This window comes from Mesorhizobium sp. M0601, assembly GCF_040320845.1.
Taxonomy (GTDB): Bacteria; Pseudomonadota; Alphaproteobacteria; order Rhizobiales; family Rhizobiaceae; genus Mesorhizobium.
This window is the reverse complement of the sequence record NZ_JAMYQK010000038.1, coordinates 45,320-60,432: the sequence shown is the minus strand read 5'-3', so window position 1 is coordinate 60,432 and position 15,113 is coordinate 45,320. Positions and strand designations below refer to the sequence as shown.

Annotated in this window: 14 protein-coding genes; 3 read left to right on the top strand and 11 right to left on the bottom strand. The window is 62.1% G+C overall.

Annotation, left to right across the window (positions count from 1 at the left end; all coding sequences use genetic code 11):
* Positions 1-89: 89 nt before the first annotated feature.
* The 3 genes from NKI41_RS26325 to NKI41_RS26315 all read right to left on the bottom strand — a co-directional run bounded on the left by NKI41_RS26325 (position 90) and on the right by NKI41_RS26315 (position 3,319).
* The gene (locus NKI41_RS26325) at positions 90-1,097 is read right to left on the bottom strand and encodes a magnesium and cobalt transport protein CorA (RefSeq protein ID WP_023677347.1); all 1,008 of its coding nucleotides are present in this window, start codon (positions 1,095-1,097) and stop codon (positions 90-92) included.
* 116 nt (positions 1,098-1,213) lie between these two features.
* The gene (gene phoU / locus NKI41_RS26320) at positions 1,214-1,939 is read right to left on the bottom strand and encodes a phosphate signaling complex protein PhoU (protein WP_352685729.1); all 726 of its coding nucleotides are present in this window, start codon (positions 1,937-1,939) and stop codon (positions 1,214-1,216) included.
* 117 nt (positions 1,940-2,056) lie between these two features.
* On the bottom strand, positions 2,057-3,319 hold the full coding sequence (locus NKI41_RS26315; protein WP_352685727.1) for a sensor histidine kinase: 1,263 nt from the start codon (positions 3,317-3,319) through the stop codon (positions 2,057-2,059).
* A gap of 197 nt (positions 3,320-3,516) precedes the next feature.
* Here NKI41_RS26315 and ppk2 point away from each other — a divergent pair, with 197 nt between their 5' ends.
* Complete coding sequence (gene ppk2 / locus NKI41_RS26310; RefSeq protein ID WP_352685725.1) at positions 3,517-4,419, top strand: polyphosphate kinase 2; 903 nt, start codon at positions 3,517-3,519, stop codon at positions 4,417-4,419.
* Between the two features lie 24 nt (positions 4,420-4,443).
* Here the strand turns inward: ppk2 and NKI41_RS26305 are convergent, their stop codons facing one another.
* The 3 genes from NKI41_RS26305 to NKI41_RS26295 all read right to left on the bottom strand — a co-directional run bounded on the left by NKI41_RS26305 (position 4,444) and on the right by NKI41_RS26295 (position 6,676).
* Positions 4,444-5,193 carry an enoyl-CoA hydratase-related protein gene (locus tag NKI41_RS26305; protein WP_023677343.1) on the bottom strand — a complete coding sequence of 250 codons (750 nt, stop codon included), beginning with the start codon at positions 5,191-5,193 and terminating at the stop codon, positions 4,444-4,446.
* 15 nt (positions 5,194-5,208) lie between these two features.
* Complete coding sequence (locus tag NKI41_RS26300) at positions 5,209-5,847, bottom strand: acyl-homoserine-lactone synthase (protein ID WP_023677342.1); 639 nt, start codon at positions 5,845-5,847, stop codon at positions 5,209-5,211.
* Positions 5,848-5,944: 97 nt separating this feature from the next.
* On the bottom strand, positions 5,945-6,676 hold the full coding sequence (locus NKI41_RS26295; protein ID WP_352470107.1) for a helix-turn-helix transcriptional regulator: 732 nt from the start codon (positions 6,674-6,676) through the stop codon (positions 5,945-5,947).
* Positions 6,677-6,947: 271 nt separating this feature from the next.
* On the opposite strand from NKI41_RS26295, the gene NKI41_RS26290 reads away from it, so the two are divergent.
* Positions 6,948-7,799, top strand: coding sequence for an ABC transporter substrate-binding protein (locus NKI41_RS26290; protein WP_352501702.1), 852 nt, complete (start codon positions 6,948-6,950; stop codon positions 7,797-7,799).
* 14 nt (positions 7,800-7,813) lie between these two features.
* Here NKI41_RS26290 and NKI41_RS26285 read toward each other — a convergent pair whose 3' ends face one another.
* Positions 7,814-8,224 (bottom strand): tellurite resistance TerB family protein, encoded by a 411-nt coding sequence (locus NKI41_RS26285; protein ID WP_023677339.1) that lies wholly within the window; start codon positions 8,222-8,224, stop codon positions 7,814-7,816.
* A gap of 238 nt (positions 8,225-8,462) precedes the next feature.
* Here NKI41_RS26285 and NKI41_RS26280 point away from each other — a divergent pair, with 238 nt between their 5' ends.
* A complete protein-coding gene (locus NKI41_RS26280) occupies positions 8,463-10,118 on the top strand; it encodes a lysine--tRNA ligase (RefSeq protein ID WP_352685723.1) in 1,656 nt (551 codons plus the stop codon).
* Here NKI41_RS26280 and NKI41_RS26275 read toward each other — a convergent pair.
* From NKI41_RS26275 to NKI41_RS26260, 4 genes are all read right to left on the bottom strand, one after another.
* On the bottom strand, positions 10,081-10,920 hold the full coding sequence (locus NKI41_RS26275) for a thermonuclease family protein (protein ID WP_352685721.1): 840 nt from the start codon (positions 10,918-10,920) through the stop codon (positions 10,081-10,083). The two genes, NKI41_RS26280 and NKI41_RS26275, sit on opposite strands and share 38 nt — an antisense overlap.
* A gap of 11 nt (positions 10,921-10,931) precedes the next feature.
* Positions 10,932-11,576 carry a S24 family peptidase gene (locus tag NKI41_RS26270; RefSeq protein WP_352685719.1) on the bottom strand — a complete coding sequence of 215 codons (645 nt, stop codon included), beginning with the start codon at positions 11,574-11,576 and terminating at the stop codon, positions 10,932-10,934.
* An 81-nt stretch (positions 11,577-11,657) separates the two neighbouring features.
* Positions 11,658-13,877 carry a 3-hydroxyacyl-CoA dehydrogenase NAD-binding domain-containing protein gene (locus NKI41_RS26265; RefSeq protein ID WP_352685717.1) on the bottom strand — a complete coding sequence of 740 codons (2,220 nt, stop codon included), beginning with the start codon at positions 13,875-13,877 and terminating at the stop codon, positions 11,658-11,660.
* A gap of 12 nt (positions 13,878-13,889) precedes the next feature.
* Complete coding sequence (locus tag NKI41_RS26260) at positions 13,890-15,098, bottom strand: acetyl-CoA C-acetyltransferase (protein WP_352685715.1); 1,209 nt, start codon at positions 15,096-15,098, stop codon at positions 13,890-13,892.
* Positions 15,099-15,113: the final 15 nt, after the last annotated feature.

Genomic DNA, 15,113 nt, shown 5'->3' with positions numbered 1-15,113 from the left:
GCGCTCCCGAAGCGATAGCCTACTGCCCTACTGCCCTACTGCCCTACTGCCCTACTGCCCTACTGCCCTACTGCCCTACTGCCCTCGCTTCAAAGCCACCCATTCTTGCGAAACCGCCAGTAAAGAAACGTGCAGATCAGGGCAATTGCCGCCAGGACGGCCGGGTAGCCATATTCCATCCTCAGTTCCGGCATGTCGCTGAAATTCATGCCGTAAATGCCGGCGAATGCCGTCGGCACGGCCAAGATTGCGGCCCATGAGGCAAGCTTCTTGGAGATCGCCGTCTCCTGGCTTTGACCGACCAGAAGGCTCGCCTCGAAGGCGAAGGCGAGAACCTCACGCAGGCTGTCGATCTTTTCCTGGACAGTGCGGATGTGGTCGGTGACGTCGCGAAACAGCGGGTGCATGGCTGTGTGGATTTGCGGCAGATCGGCGCTGGTGAGCCGCCGGCAGACCTCCACCAGCGGCAGGGCCGCATTACGCAGGCGCAAGAGATCGCGGCGCAGCATGTAAAGCCGTTCGATATCGGAGCCGGTCATCGGTTTCAGCAGAACCTTGTCCTCGATCGCTTCGACCTCGTTTTCGATCTGCTCAAGCACCGGCATATAGTTGTCGACGATGAAATCGAGAATGGCGTAGAGGACGAAATCCTCGCCCTTGGCAAGGGAATGCGGGCAGCTTTCCCAATGCTGGCGAACGGCGGCGTACGAGGTCGACGGGCCATGCCTGACGCTGACGATGTAGCCCGCGCCGACGAACAGATGCGTCTCGCCGAAGGTGACGCGGCTGTCGATCAGCTGCGCCGTGCGGGCAACGATGAACAGGGCATCACCATATTGCTCGATCTTCGGTCGCTGGTGCGGATGCTCGGCGTCCTCAATCGCCAGCTCATGCAGATGGAATTGCGCCTGGACGCGCAGCAACAAATTGCGGTCGGGCTCCAGCAGTCCGATCCAGACCACGTGGCCCGGCTTCCCGGCCCATTCGCCGGCTTCCTCGATCGGAATGTCGGCGATGCGCCGCCCAGCCGTATAGACGCCGCAAGCGATTATACCCGACATCGGCGGCGCAGGAGCAAACTCGCGGACATATTCCATCGCAGCCTCCTGAAGGCGGGGCCTTCATCGCGGAACTGAGAAGTCGGCGCGTCGAAAGCTTAGCGCAATTTTCTGTCGGGTGGCGAATCCGAAATTCGCATCAGTGCTGAGAGAACTCACGTCGCTGGTTGGGTTGCGGGAAGAATAATCTTGTCCGTCTTATCGCCCTTCGGACGATCGGCCGGCATCTGGTCGCCGGTGACGATATAGTAGATCGTCTCGGCGATGTTGGTGGCGTGGTCGCCGATGCGCTCGATGTTCTTGGCGCAAAACAGGAGATGTGTGCAGGGCGTGATGTTGCGTGGGTCTTCCATCATGTAGGTCAGCAATTCGCGAAACAGAGAGGTGTACATGGCGTCGATCTGGTCGTCGCGGTCGCGCACGAAACCGATTTTCTCCACCGACCGCGACGCATAGACGTCGAGTACTTCCTTGAGCTGGGTCAGTGCCAGATTGGCCAAAGCCTCGAGGCCGCGGAACAGGCTGTTCGGCTGGCGCCCGTCTGCGACGGCAACCACCCGCTTGGCGACGTTCTTGCCGAGGTCGCCTACCCGTTCGAGGTCAGCCGAGATGCGGATCGCGCCGACGATCTCGCGCAGATCCGTCGCCATCGGCTGGCGTTTGGCGATGATGATGATCGCCTTGTCGTCGATCTCGCGCTGTCCCTCATCCAGAACTAGGTCGTCCCGAATGACTTTCTGGGCAAGCCCCGGATCCGCATTGACCAGCGCCGCGACCGCCTGCTCGACCATGCGCTCGGCATGCCCGCCCATCGCAGCGATGCGCTTCGACAGATATTTCAGCTCCTCGTCATAGGCGCTGACGATATGCACGGACTGCATGGACGAAATGCCTTCCCGGGATCTCGTGGTTGAGTCGTTCCCTCGAATCCCCGCTGATACGCTAGCCGGATGACAGAAAAAAGAAACGGCCCATTATGTGCTAGAGATAGTACTACGTCAGCGAGCCGGCAAATGGACGGTGAACGCCGCACCCTTGCCGACCTCCGACCTGATGGAGAGTCTGGCGTTGTGGCGGGTCAGGATATGCTTGACTATGGACAGGCCAAGGCCGGTGCCCTTCTGGGTTCGGCTGTTCTCGACGTCGACGCGGTAGAAGCGCTCGGTGATGCGCGGGATGTGCTCTTCGGGGATGCCGGGGCCGAAATCCCTGATGGTGACGTCGATGCCCGGTTCGGGATCGCTGTCGCTGCGTATGATCGACACCACGACACGTCCGCCCGACTGACCATATTTGCAGGCGTTTTCCAGCAGATTTTCGAAGACCTGGAAAAGCTCGTCCCGATCGCCGGGCACGTCGAGCGGCCCTTCCGCGAAATCACGCTCGATGACGACGCCGTTTTCCTTTGCGAGCGGCCCAAGCGAATCGATGACGCTGTCGATGGCCTGGCGCAGGTCGACCTCGGTTCCCGGCTTGAGATAGGGCTTCATCTCCAGGCGCGACAGCGACAGAAGGTCGTCGATGAGGCGCGCCATGCGGCTGGTCTGGTTCTGCATGATCTGCAGGAACTGCTCGCGCGCCGCGGGGTCGTTGCGGGCCGGCCCGCGCAGCGTCTCGATGAAGCCGGCGATCGAGGCGAGAGGCGTGCGCAGCTCGTGGCTGGCATTGGCAATGAAGTCGGCACGCATTCTGTCGATCCGGCGCGCCTCACTCTGGTCCTTGAACACCAGCACGTAGAGATCCGTGGCATGGCCGACTGAAGACGCGCTCACCCGATAGGCTCGTTCGACCGGCAGCTTTTCTATGTAGTCGACGCTGTCCGAAGCGACGTTGCCCGCCAAGATGCTATCCAACAAGGCCTGCATTTCCGGCGCGCGGAATTTCAGCGACAGCGACATGCCGGGGGCAATCCCACCGAAGGCGGCAAAGGCAGCGGCGTTGGCGTGGACGATGGCGGCGGAGCGATCGAAAATGATCAGCGGATCGGCAACCGCCGCCGCGAGATATTCGCCGGAAAGTTGTTGCACGCCCGACTCGATGGCCGCGGCATTTTCGGTCGATTGGCGGGCGATGCCGGCCGGCAGCATCGCAGCGGCAACCAGCACGGCGCCAGCCAGCAGCACCACATAGCCAGACATGCCGGCAAAACCATAGACCATCAGAACCGCAACGAGACCGGCCGCCAGCAGCCAGCGGCTGTTCCACAGCCGCATGGCGACGGTTTGCGCCCTGCCTCTCCGCTCTGTGCCGATGTCGGCCATTTGCGCTCCGTCTGCGGCCACTTCAAGAACTTCTTGCTGGACCGGCGCTAGAGCGCAGTGCGTCCAATTGGGCGCACAAAGGACGCTCTACCTCTTTATCTGCTGCATCGTTCTTTCCGAAAATCGATTCCGATTTTCGGGCCGATGCAGTAAGGCTCCCAATAGCACGAGTCCGGAAGCTGGAAAGGTTCGCCTCGATGAAAAACGCCAAGGAAAGCCCCGCCGCACCCTCATCGGGGCCGCTGAAGATCATGATCGACGGCAAGGAGAGGGCGTTCGACATCGAGGCCCCCGCGCTTCCCGACTGGGTCGAGGACCGCAAGCTCACTGCCGGCGGTTACCCTTACGACAAGAAGATGAAGAGCGAGGAGTATGACGAGAGGCTAGAGAAGCTGCAGATCGAGCTGGTCAAGGCGCAGGCGTGGCTGCAGTCGACGGGCAAGCGGGTAATGTCGCTGTTCGAGGGGCGCGACGCTGCCGGCAAGGGCGGCACGATCTTCGTTTTGCGCCAGTATCTGAACCCTCGCACGGCGCGCAACGTGGCGCTGACCAAGCCAACGCCCACCGAGCTTGGACAATGGTACTTCCAGCGCTACGTCGACCACTTCCCGACGTCGGGCGAATTCGTCACCTTCGACCGCTCCTGGTATAACCGCGCCGGCGTTGAACCGGTGATGGGATTCTGCACGCCCGAGCAGCACGAGCAATTTCTGGACGAGGTTCCGCATTTCGAGCGGATGATCCGCAACGAGGGCATACATTTCTTCAAATTCTGGCTGAACATCGGCCGGGAAACGCAGCTCGAGCGATTCCACGACCGCCGCTGGAGCCCGCTGAAGAGCTGGAAGTTTTCGCCAATCGACATCGCCGGCATCAGCAAATGGGACGAATACACCAAAGCGCGCGACCTGATGGTCGAGCGCACGCACAAGGAGTTCGCGCCCTGGATCATTGTGCGGGCGAACGACAAACGGCGCGCGCGGCTGGCCGTCATGCAGCGCATTCTCCTTTCGCTTCCCTATGACGGCCGCGACCTCGACGTCATCGGCAAGGAGGACAAGAAGATCATCGGCGAAGGGCCGACTTTCCTCGAAAAATAAGCTCACCTCATCGATACGCGGCTCTCATGCCGCCAGCCGGGCAATCCGCTGCAGTCGCTTCAGCGTGGTGTCGTCCTGCAGCGCCTGCTGGAAAAGCGAGATCTCCTGATCGATGCGGTCGCAGAGCGCGCCGGTGTCGCCCCTAAGCAGGTCGCGCGTCTGTAGCAGCGCCGCGACAGGCTTCTTGGCGAGTTGCCTGGCTCTTGCCAACGTGGCTTCCTCGACGCTGCCGTCCGTCACGATCTCGCCGACAAGGCCCAGTGCCCTGGCATCTTCGGCGGCGAGCGTGTCGCCCAGGCAGAAGAAGCGGAACGCCCCGGCATAGCCGAGCTTCTGCGGCGCCAGAATGCTGGTCGCCGCGTCCGGCACCAGGCCGAAATCGACGAACGGCACCCGAAACGTGCTCTTGCTCGAGGCGATCACCATGTCGCAGTGGAACAGGATGGTGCAACCGACGCCGACGGCGTCGCCGTCGACACAGGCAAGGACCGGTTTCGGAAACGTCGCCAGCGTGCGGAACATATCGGTGACGGCGGCGATCAGTCGCCGATGTTTGGTGGCGTCGAGAAATTCGGAGAAATCGGCACCGAGGCAGAAGCACCCGGCCAAGCCGCGCAGGACCACTACGCGGACGTCGTCGTCGACAGCGGCTTCGTGGAATGTCCTGGCCAGGCTTTCATAGGCCCGCCTGTCCAGCACCGGGCGGCCGTCACCCGACGATACCGTGACGATCAGCGTGTGATTGCGGAATTCTGCTTTTGAGTGAACGTTCATGGCCTCTCTCCAATCTCACGAGGCGCGTCTCTGTCCGAGCATGTCCGGGTACCCTCTGGCCAGCACCGGCGCAAAGTGGTTGCGGCGCGAACGCACCACGTCGAGCGTGTGCTCGTTGAAGGTGAGCAGTGTGGCAACCACCTGCTGGTTGCCATAGGTACGCTGGTAACCGAGCGGCGTTGCCAGGAAATGCAGCTGCAGCGCGCGAAGCACCCACATCGGCTCGAATTCGATGATCACCTGGTTGACGTTGCGCTTCAGACCCCACTCGACGAAGCCGGCGATCAGCTCGGTGCCGACCGTCGACACGCCGCGCCGACCGTCGCGGAATCCCGGCGCAACCGCATAGCGGGTCAGTTCATAGACATTCGGGCCGGACGGTGGGGTTCCCTCATAAAGGTCCGCCAGCACATCGGTTAGAAGATGGGCCCGGGTTGTCGGCAACATCCGCTGATAACCGGCGAGCTCGCCATTGCGGATGACGATCTGGTGCACTGCCTCGTCGTGGTCGAATTGATCGATCTCGAGGCCATCAGGGCGCTGCAGATCGGTCCATCCCATCTCTTCGACGAAAACTCTGTAACGCAAACGATGAACTGCCTCCCAGAGGTCGGGCCGTTCCATCAATTCCTGGGTTGTGAGGGAAAAAAGCATTTGCCGTCTCCTAGTTTCAATAGGAAGATACGGCCGTGCTTTCCCAAAAAAATTACGCGATCACGCAAGCAAGAATTTCTAGGCCGGCGCGGCCGACCTAGTTAATATAGCCGCGCCTTATCGCTTCCGCGACGGCCTGGACCCGGTTGACGGCACCGAGTTTGCTTTTGGCGTTAAGAAGGTGTTTCTCTGACGTGTGTTCCGAAATGCCGAGAATTTGTGAAATCTCCCATTCGGACTTGCCAACAGCAGCCCATTGCAGGCATTCGCGCTCACGCGGCGTTAATTCGACATGATCGATGGTTTTGCCCGCCATGGTGTGGAGCTGCATTGCGCGGCCAATCGCATAAGTCGAGACCAGCGACACCAACCCGAAATCGGCGCTCGACAATTCGACAGCCTCGCCGCCTAGCGACACCATGACGATCTGGCCATCGAGCGTGATTAGCGGAAAGGCCAACCCATCGCGCAGCTTGAATTCCCCGGCATCGCCCATCACCTCGCCGCCGCTCTTGCCGATGCGGATGCCCTGAGATGCTTCCCGCCACTGGAATGGCGCTTGAAGCTGCTTCATGTGGCTGACGACGGGGTCGTGATCGACGTAGTTGCGCGCGACGTAGCGCTCAAGCCATTCAGCCGGCCAGTCGCAGAGCAGCACATGGTCCTTTTGCTGGTTTCTCGGCGTGCCAGGTTGCGGAACCGTCCCGGCCATCAGCGCCGTCAGCCCGAACCCGCTTGTTACCCCCAACAGCTTTTCGCAGACGGCGGCGGCTGTGCCGGCGTGCTGCAACTGATCTATCAACTCCAGCGTACGATCGAAATGACCCATCGCAACATCTACCCCATGTTGCCTTCCGCTCTTGAGGCCAATGGCAGTGATCAACCCGCACCACGCCATCAACCCCGGACTGCAAAGCTGCCTCCCCCGTGCGTCCTACTGCTCCTCTTCAGCCGGCATCACGCAGTCACTTGCAAACTCACTAAACAATATCCCTAAATTGCAATGATGAAACCAAAAACCGTCGCACCTGTGTTTTTTTCGTACAAAAACCTGTGTTATTTCGTACGAAAGCCGGGGCAAGACCGAACGGAGTCGTCGCGTGGCGTTTCGGCGCATATCCATTTCATTGATCTCGATATTGATCGGAGCGCAATCGCTTGCGGCTGCTGCGCTCGCCGCGGAGCCGCAGGTGCCCGTGTTCTGGGACGCCAAGGAGCGGCTGCCAAAGCCGGACCTTTCGATGCTGCCGCGGCTGCGATTCCTGACCACCACGGATTTCCCGCCGTTCAATTTCCTCGATGGGGCAGGCCGGCTGTCGGGCTTCCATGTCGACCTGGCGCGCGCCATCTGCGCCGAGCTCGGCGTTGCCGAAAAATGCCAGATCCAGGCGCTGCCCTGGGCCGAGCTCGAAGGTGCGCTCGGGAAAGGCGAGGGCGAAGCGATCATTGCCGGCATCGCCGCGACGCCGGAGTCGCGGTCGAAATACGCATTTTCACGCTCCTACCTGCAATTTCCGGCCCGCTTCATCATGCTGAAGACACAGGCGCTGACCGAACCAATGTTCGACAAGCTGCGCAGCAAGCGTGTCGGCGTGATCGCCGGCTCCGCGCACGAGCGGGTGCTGCGCGATTATTTCGGCGACGTCCAAATCGTCCCGTTCGCAAAGCCGGAGGAGCTTTATGGCGAGCTGAAAGCCGGCAAGATCGACGCCGCCTTCGGCGACGGCATGCGTTTCGCCTTCTGGCTCGGCGGTTCGGATGCAGCGGGCTGCTGCCGCTTTGCCGGCGGCCCCTATCTGGCGCCCGAATATCTCGGCTCAGGCATGGCAATCGCCACCAGGGCCGACGATCCGGCACTGGCCGCCGCTTTCGACTACGCGCTGCAGGAAATCTCGGTGAAAGGCACGTTCGCCGAGTTCTATCTGCGCTATTTTCCCGTCAGTTTTTTCTGAGCTTGGCCGCCGGCTCAGGTCAGCGTGCGAAGGCGGGCCTTGGCGGCTCGCGCAATGGCGGCGACCGTCAGCGCATCGAGGTCGAGTTCCCGGCGGACGAGCTGCAGAACGCGTACCTCCTCCAGGCGCATTTCGAGATCGACAGCTGCGACCTCGAAGGCGGCGGCATAGGCGGTGTCACGCAGGCGTTCGGGCAGCGCCTCGGCGACGCGCGCCAGGACGCCCTCCAGCCCATCCTTTTCATGCAGCATTTTCTGGCAGGCCTGGGCGACCTCGACCAGCCGCTCCTGGTTGAAATCCTCAAACACCGGCCAGGATCGAACGACGTCGCCGATCCGCGCCAGTTCGACGTCGGTCATGTCGCGGTCTGACGCCGAGGTGATGACCATCAGGTAGATCATGGCTTCGTGTGGCGACAATGGCATTTACAACTCCTTGAGATGGTCCCGAAGTTAGGAACGAGGGACCGGCGCCGCAAGGAAAAACAGCCGCGATCGTTGGCGCTCCGATCACGCCTTGGAAGTTGATCCATCCTGACTATCGGGACGGGGGCTTCTTGCCTGATCACGGTCCTGCCCGAAAACCGGGTTCCACTTTTCGGGATCATGGTCTAGAGCATGCGGCTGCCGGCATCGATGCTGGCAACGTTGCAGGAATAGCATCATGGCCGAACAACAGCCGATCGATCTCAGCCCGGAAGTCCTCGCCGCCGCCGCCGAAAGCAAGGCGTGGCCATTCGAGGAAGCGAAAAAGATCGCCGCCCGCTACGCGAGCAGCGGCTACCCGGAAACGGTGCTGTTCGAGACCGGCTACGGCCCGTCCGGCCTGCCGCACATCGGCACGTTCGGCGAGGTGGCGCGCACATCTATGGTGCGCCACGCCTTCCGCGTGCTGACTGAAGACAAGGTCAAGACGCGGCTGCTGTGCTTCTCCGACGACATGGACGGATTGCGCAAGGTGCCTGACAATGTGCCTAACAAGGACATGCTGCGCGCCTACCTCGGCAAGCCGCTGACCAGGATACCGGACCCGTTCTCCAATGAGTATCCGTCCTTCGGCGCTGCCAATAACGCACGGCTGCGCACTTTCCTCGACCGTTTCGGCTTCGATTACGAATTCGCTTCCTCGACCGACTATTATACTTCCGGCCGCTTCGACGCGACGCTGCTCAAGATGCTCGAGCGCTTCGATAAGGTGATGGCAATTATGCTGCCGTCGCTGCGCGAGGAGCGGGCGCTGAGCTATTCGCCCTTCCTGCCGATCCATCCCAAGACCGGCATCGTCATGCAAGTCGCGATCGACGAGCGCAAGCTCGACGCCGGCACCATCGTGTGGCGCGACCCGGACACCGGCGAGCGCTTCGAGACGCCGGTGACCGGCGGTCATGCCAAGCTGCAATGGAAGCCAGATTGGGCGATGCGGTGGGCAGCACTCGGCGTCGATTACGAGATGTCCGGCAAGGATCTGATCGATTCCGTCAAGCTCGCCGGGCAGATTTGCCGCGCGCTCGATGCTCCGGCACCGGAGGGCTTCAATTACGAGCTGTTCCTCGATGAGAACGGCCAGAAGATCTCGAAGTCGAAGGGCAATGGGCTGACCATTGACGAGTGGCTGACTTACGCGCCGACCGAGAGCCTTAGCCTTTATATGTTCCAGCGCCCGCGAACCGCGAAGAAGCTCTATTTCGACGTCATCCCGAAGGCGGTAGACGAATATTACACGTTCCTCTCTGCCTATCAGAGGCAGGACTGGAAGGAGCGGCTGGGCAATCCGGTCTGGCACATGCATGACGGCAATCCCCCGGCAGTCGACCTGCCGGTTCCGTTCTCGCTGCTGCTCAACCTGGTCAGCGCCTCGAATGCGCAGAACAGGGACGTGCTGTGGGGTTTCATTTCGCGCCACGCGCCGGGTGTGACGCCGACAACCCATCCCGAGCTCGACCGGCTGGCCGAATATGCCATCCGCTATTTCGACGATTTCGTGAAGCCGGCGAAAGTGTACCGTGCTGCCGACGCGGTCGAGCGCGAGGCGCTGACCAAGCTTTCGGTAGCGCTCGCCGCGCTGCCGGCTGATGCCGACAGCGAGGCAATCCAGAACGCTGCCCTCAATGTTGCGCGCAAGATCGAGCGCTACCAGGACCATTCCAAGCAGAGCCCGGAGGGCGGACCCGGTGTCTCCGTCGCCTTCTTCCAGATGATCTATCAGGTGCTGATAGGTCAGGAACGCGGACCGCGCTTCGGCTCCTTCGCCGCGCTCTACGGCATCGCCGAAACGCGCGAGCTCATTCAGCGGGCGCTGGCTGGTCAACTGGCGGCATGAGGACGCCGTCTTGCTCCTCCAGGATCGAGCTAGGCGCTACAGGCGCGGATCGCGACGCAGCAGCCGGGAGCGGCGGCAGGCCTGAAACGCTCGGCGCCGGCCCGAAGACGCCTTTTTTTGCTGCACGCGCCTTCTCGCCGGCTTCTGCGTAAGGGCCGCCCTTGGCGGCGCGCGCCCAGCCATTTTCGACCAGCCATTGGCCGATATCCTGATTGCCGATCCGGCACTCGGCGGCGATCAGATCACGACCGCCTTCGGGCGGCACGGCACAGACCACCGCACGACTGCGGAGAAAGGCGCGGAAGGCCGTTCGCGCCCGAATGCCGCAATTCCAGGACTCGCCGCCGTCGGTGCAAGTCTCCTCCTGCTTGACGATGTCGATACCGGAAACCGCAATCGAATAGCCCTTTGCTTCGATGACCCCGGCGGCCGACGCGACGGGCTGGAATAGTTTCGTGCCTTTCCAGTCGTCAGGCATTTTCGTTTTTGGCGGCTTGGGCGGTCCGGCCAATGCCAGATCGCTCAACGGGGCGCGCGGCTCTATCCGTTCAAGCTCGTTAGAACCGGGCTGCGGCGGCACCACGATGTCTGGATCGATTGCCCTCGAATGCGCCGCCTGCTTGGCTGGCACTGGTTTCGGGATGGCCGACGTAGCCGGCGCGGCGGGCTGCGGTTCAGCGCCGACCTGGATTTGCTCCCAGGGGCCGCCGCTTTCGCTCTGGACGGCGCGGCCGCCGGCGACAATTGCCGTGGCCATCGCCGGGATCGCCAGAACAGCCAAGGCAAGGTGAGGCAGACGCACCGGCCCCGCGCCTACTGGCTTGCCCAGACAATCCGCGCCACCCATTCGACATCGCGCATGGGGATGTCGCGGTCCGGGTGATCGGGATTGAGGGAGACCAGCGCGATCGACCTCGGTGTCTGGCGGTCGAGCACCTTGGCCATCACCTCGCCGGCATTGGTCTTGACGACGACGCGATCACCCTTTCGTATGGTAGCCCCCGGCTCGACGATCAGGACATCGCCATGGCGATAGAGCGGCAGCATGGAATCGCCCTGGACCTTCAAGGCATAGGAGGTCTCGGTTGCCCGTGCCGGAAGCTCGATCAGGTCCCATCCCTGCCCCGCTGGAAACCCGGCGTCGTCGAAGAAGCCACCGGCGCCCGCCTGGGCGAAGCCGAGCAGCGGCACCGACGATCTCTGCACGGATAGTGCGCCGGAATTACCCCGACCCTCGACCAGCCCCGCAAATTCGTCCAGCGAGGCGCCGGTCGCCTCAATGATCTTGGCCAGCGATTCGGTCGACGGCCAGCGCGGCCGTCCATCTGAGGACAGCCGCTTCGATTTGTTGAAGGCGGTCGAGTCGAGGCCTGCGCGCCTGGCCAGTCCGGAGGCCGAAAGCGAATAACGCTCGGCGAGAGCGTCGATGGCGGCCCAAACGCGGTCGTGCGAGAGCACCTTGCTCTCCTTCGAAACAGGAAAAAATACCTTCTCTGTTCTACCCCTTGGCCGCCATCTTGTCCACCGCCGAAGACGGCGTCAGGCCGCCTCCTTGGCCTCGTCCCTGGTATAGGGATCGAAGCGCTCGTAGAAGGTCTCGCCCTTCTCGGCCATATCAAGCAGCAGCTTCGGCGCCTTGAACTCGGTGCCGTATTTCTTCTGCAGGCGCTTGGCGATTTTGACGAATTTCTTAGCGCCGATGCCGTCGATGTAGGACAGTGCACCGCCTGTATAGGGCGCGAAGCCGAAGGCCAGGATCGAGCCGACATCGGCCTCGCGTGGGTCGGTAACGATGCCCTCTTCCATCACCCGTACCGCCTCAAGCGCGATGGTGACCAGCAGCCGCTGCTTCAGTTCCTCATAATCGACCTGCTCCGGCGCCAGCTGCGGGTAGAGATCCCTGAGGCCTGGCCACAGCTTCTTCTTGGCCGGTTTTGCCGGATAGTCATAGAAGCCCTTGCCGTTCTTGCGGCCCAAGCGACCATGCGTGTCGACTATCGTGTTGATCAGCGCCATCTGCTTCGGATCGACCGCCTTGTCGCCGAGGTCGCGCATGGTCTGCTTCATGATCTTCTGGGCAAGGTCGATCGCGGTCTCGTCGGTCAACGCCAGAGGACCGACCGGCATGCCGGCGGCTTTCGCCGCATTCTCGATCATCGGCGCCGGAACACCTTCGATCAGCATCTTGTAGGCTTCCGACATGTAGCGCAGTACGCAGCGATTGACGTAAAAACCGCGCGTATCGTTGACGACGATCGGCGTCTTCTTGATGGCGCGGACGAAGTCGATCGCGGTGGCCAGCGCCTTGTCGCCGGTCTTCTTGCCGAGGATGATCTCGACCAGCATCATCTTGTCGACCGGCGAGAAGAAGTGGATGCCGATGAAATTCTTTGGCCGCGCCGAATTCCTGGCCAGCGATGTGATCGGTATGGTCGACGTATTCGAGGCGAAGATCGCCGACTGCTTGAGCACAGCCTCGGCCTGTTCGGTGGCATCCTTCTTGACGGCCGAGTCCTCGAACACCGCCTCGACCACAAGATCGCAGCCGGCAAGATCCGCGTAATCGGCCGTCGGCGTGATCAGCGACAGCAACCGATCCTTGTCCTGCGGCTTGGCACGGCCCTTCTTCACCTGATCCGAGATAAGGGTCTCGGAATGCGCCTTGCCCTTGGCGGCGGACTCCATGTCACGGTCGAGCAGCACCACCGGAATGCCGGCCTTGGCCGTCACATAGGCAATGCCAGCGCCCATGAAGCCGGCGCCGAGTACGCCAATCTTCTTGAACTTCGTTTCCGGCACACCGGCCGGGCGGCGCGCGCCCTTGTTCAGTTCCTGGAGCGACACGAACAGCGAACGGATCATCGCTGCCGCTTCCCTGGTCTGCATAATCTCGGTGAAATAGCGTTGCTCGATCCGCAGGGCGGTGTCGAACGGCACCAACAAGCCCTCGTAAACGCATTTCAGGATGGCGGCAGCGGCGGGATAATTGCCATAGGTCTCTCGGCGCAGAATGGCGATGGCCGGCGGCCACAGATTGGCACCGGCCACCGAATAGATCGGGGCGCCGGGCAGCTTGAAGCCCTTTTCATCCCATGGCGCCACCGGTTTCAAGCCGTTCTTGATCATCGCCTTGGCGATTTCGACCAGCTTGTCCGGCTCGGCAATCTCATGGATCAGGCCCATCGACTTGGCCTTCTGAGGCAACAGCGTCTGGCCGGACGTCAGCATTTGCAGCGCCTGCTGCTGGTCGGTCAGCCGTGGCACGCGCTGGGTGCCGCCGGCGCCCGGAAAAATGCCGATCTTCACTTCGGGAAGCGCCATCCTCACTTTGTCTGAATCGGCCGCGACACGGCCATGGCAGGCGAGCGACAATTCGAACGCGCCGCCCATGCATGTGCCGTTGATCGCCGAAACCCATGGCTTTCCGGAAGTTTCCAGCTTACGGAACAGGCCGTTCATGGTGCCCGCATTGTCGAACAGGGCCTTGGTCGCCTTCTCCGGGTCCTTCGCCTTGTCGGCGGCGAGGGTCGCCAGCATCTTCTGCAGCATGGTGATGTCGGCGCCGCCCGAGAACGTATCCTTGCCGGAGGTGATCACCGCGCCATTTATCGCTGCATCGCTCGCCACTTTGTCGACGATGGTATTCAGTTCGAGCATCACCTCCTCGGTGAAGACGTTCATCGAACGGTCCGGCATGTCCCAGGTGACCAGCGCAATGCCGTCGGCGTCGATGTCGAGGGTGAAATTGGTGTAGCTCATCATCTCTCTCCGTCAGACGCGTTCGATGATCGTTGCAGTGCCCATGCCGGCGCCGATGCAAAGCGTCACCAGCGCGGTGTTGAGGTCGCGGCGTTCCAATTCGTCCAGCACCGTACCGAAAATCATCGCACCGGTGGCGCCGAGCGGATGGCCCATGGCGATGGCCCCACCATTGACGTTGATCCGGTCATGCGGAATGTCGAAAGCCTGCATGTAGCGCAGCACCACCGAAGCGAAGGCCTCGTTGAGCTCGAACAGGTCGATGTCCGACAGCTTCATCTTCGCCCGCTTCAACAGCTTCTCGGTGACGTCGACGGGGCCGGTCAGCATCAGCACCGGTTCGGAGCCGATGTTGGCGAACGCACGGATGCGTGCGCGCGGCTTGAGGCCGAGCGTCTTTCCCGCCTTTTTCGAGCCGAGCAGCACGACCGCCGCGCCATCGACGATGCCGGAGGAATTGCCGGCATGGTGGACGTGGTTGACCTGTTCCACCTCGGGATGCTTCTGCACGGCGACGGCGTCGAAGCCGCCCATTTCGCCGGGCATGACGAAGGACGGGTTGAGCGCGGCAAGCGACTGCATGTCGGTCGAGGGCCGCATATGTTCGTCATGGTCGAGGATGGTCAGGCCGTTCTGGTCCTTGACCGAGATCACCGAATTCTTGAAGCGGCCCTCGCCCCACGCCTTGGCGGCACGCTTCTGGCTTTCGACTGCGTAGGCATCGACGTCGTCGCGCGAAAAGCCGTATTTGGTGGCGATCAGGTCGGCCGAGATTCCTTGCGGCACGAACCAGCCGGGTAGGCCGACCGATGGGTCCATGAACCAGGCGCCGCCGGAGGCGCCCATGCCGACGCGCGACATCGATTCGACGCCACCGGCGATGACGACCTCGTCGGCGCCCTGCGCGATCTTGGCGGCGCCGAAATTGATGGCGTCGAGGCCCGAGGCGCAGAAACGCGATATCTGCATGCCAGGCGCCTTGGTGTCGTAGCCGGCCTCGAAAGCGGCGGCACGTGGAATGACCGCACCCGCCTCGCCAACCGGATCGACACAACCGAAGATGATGTCGTCGACGGTGCCGGTGTCCAGCCCGTTGCGGTCGCGGATGGCCTCGAGCACCTTGGCGCCGAGCCGCACCGCCGGCACTTCGTGCAGAGAGCCATCCTTCTTGCCCCTGCCGCGCGGCGTGCGCACGGCATCATAGACATAAGCTTCGGCCATTTTCCTGCTCCTTGG

Excerpts from the sequence above, each read along its gene's own strand:
- NKI41_RS26280 (WP_352685723.1), top strand. The coding sequence starts at position 8,463 with ATGGCCGAACAACAGCCGATCGATCTCAGCCCGGAAGTCCTCGCCGCC.
- NKI41_RS26285 (WP_023677339.1), bottom strand. The coding sequence starts at position 8,224 with ATGCCATTGTCGCCACACGAAGCCATGATCTACCTGATGGTCATCACC.
- NKI41_RS26325 (WP_023677347.1), bottom strand. The coding sequence starts at position 1,097 with ATGGAATATGTCCGCGAGTTTGCTCCTGCGCCGCCGATGTCGGGTATA.
- NKI41_RS26315 (WP_352685727.1), bottom strand. The coding sequence starts at position 3,319 with ATGGCCGACATCGGCACAGAGCGGAGAGGCAGGGCGCAAACCGTCGCC.
- NKI41_RS26265 (WP_352685717.1), bottom strand. The coding sequence starts at position 13,877 with ATGAGCTACACCAATTTCACCCTCGACATCGACGCCGACGGCATTGCG.
- ppk2 (WP_352685725.1), top strand. The coding sequence starts at position 3,517 with ATGAAAAACGCCAAGGAAAGCCCCGCCGCACCCTCATCGGGGCCGCTG.
- NKI41_RS26300 (WP_023677342.1), bottom strand. The coding sequence starts at position 5,847 with ATGCTTTTTTCCCTCACAACCCAGGAATTGATGGAACGGCCCGACCTC.
- NKI41_RS26295 (WP_352470107.1), bottom strand. The coding sequence starts at position 6,676 with ATGGGTCATTTCGATCGTACGCTGGAGTTGATAGATCAGTTGCAGCAC.
- phoU (WP_352685729.1), bottom strand. The coding sequence starts at position 1,939 with ATGCAGTCCGTGCATATCGTCAGCGCCTATGACGAGGAGCTGAAATAT.
- NKI41_RS26305 (WP_023677343.1), bottom strand. The coding sequence starts at position 5,193 with ATGAACGTTCACTCAAAAGCAGAATTCCGCAATCACACGCTGATCGTC.
- NKI41_RS26260 (WP_352685715.1), bottom strand. The coding sequence starts at position 15,098 with ATGGCCGAAGCTTATGTCTATGATGCCGTGCGCACGCCGCGCGGCAGG.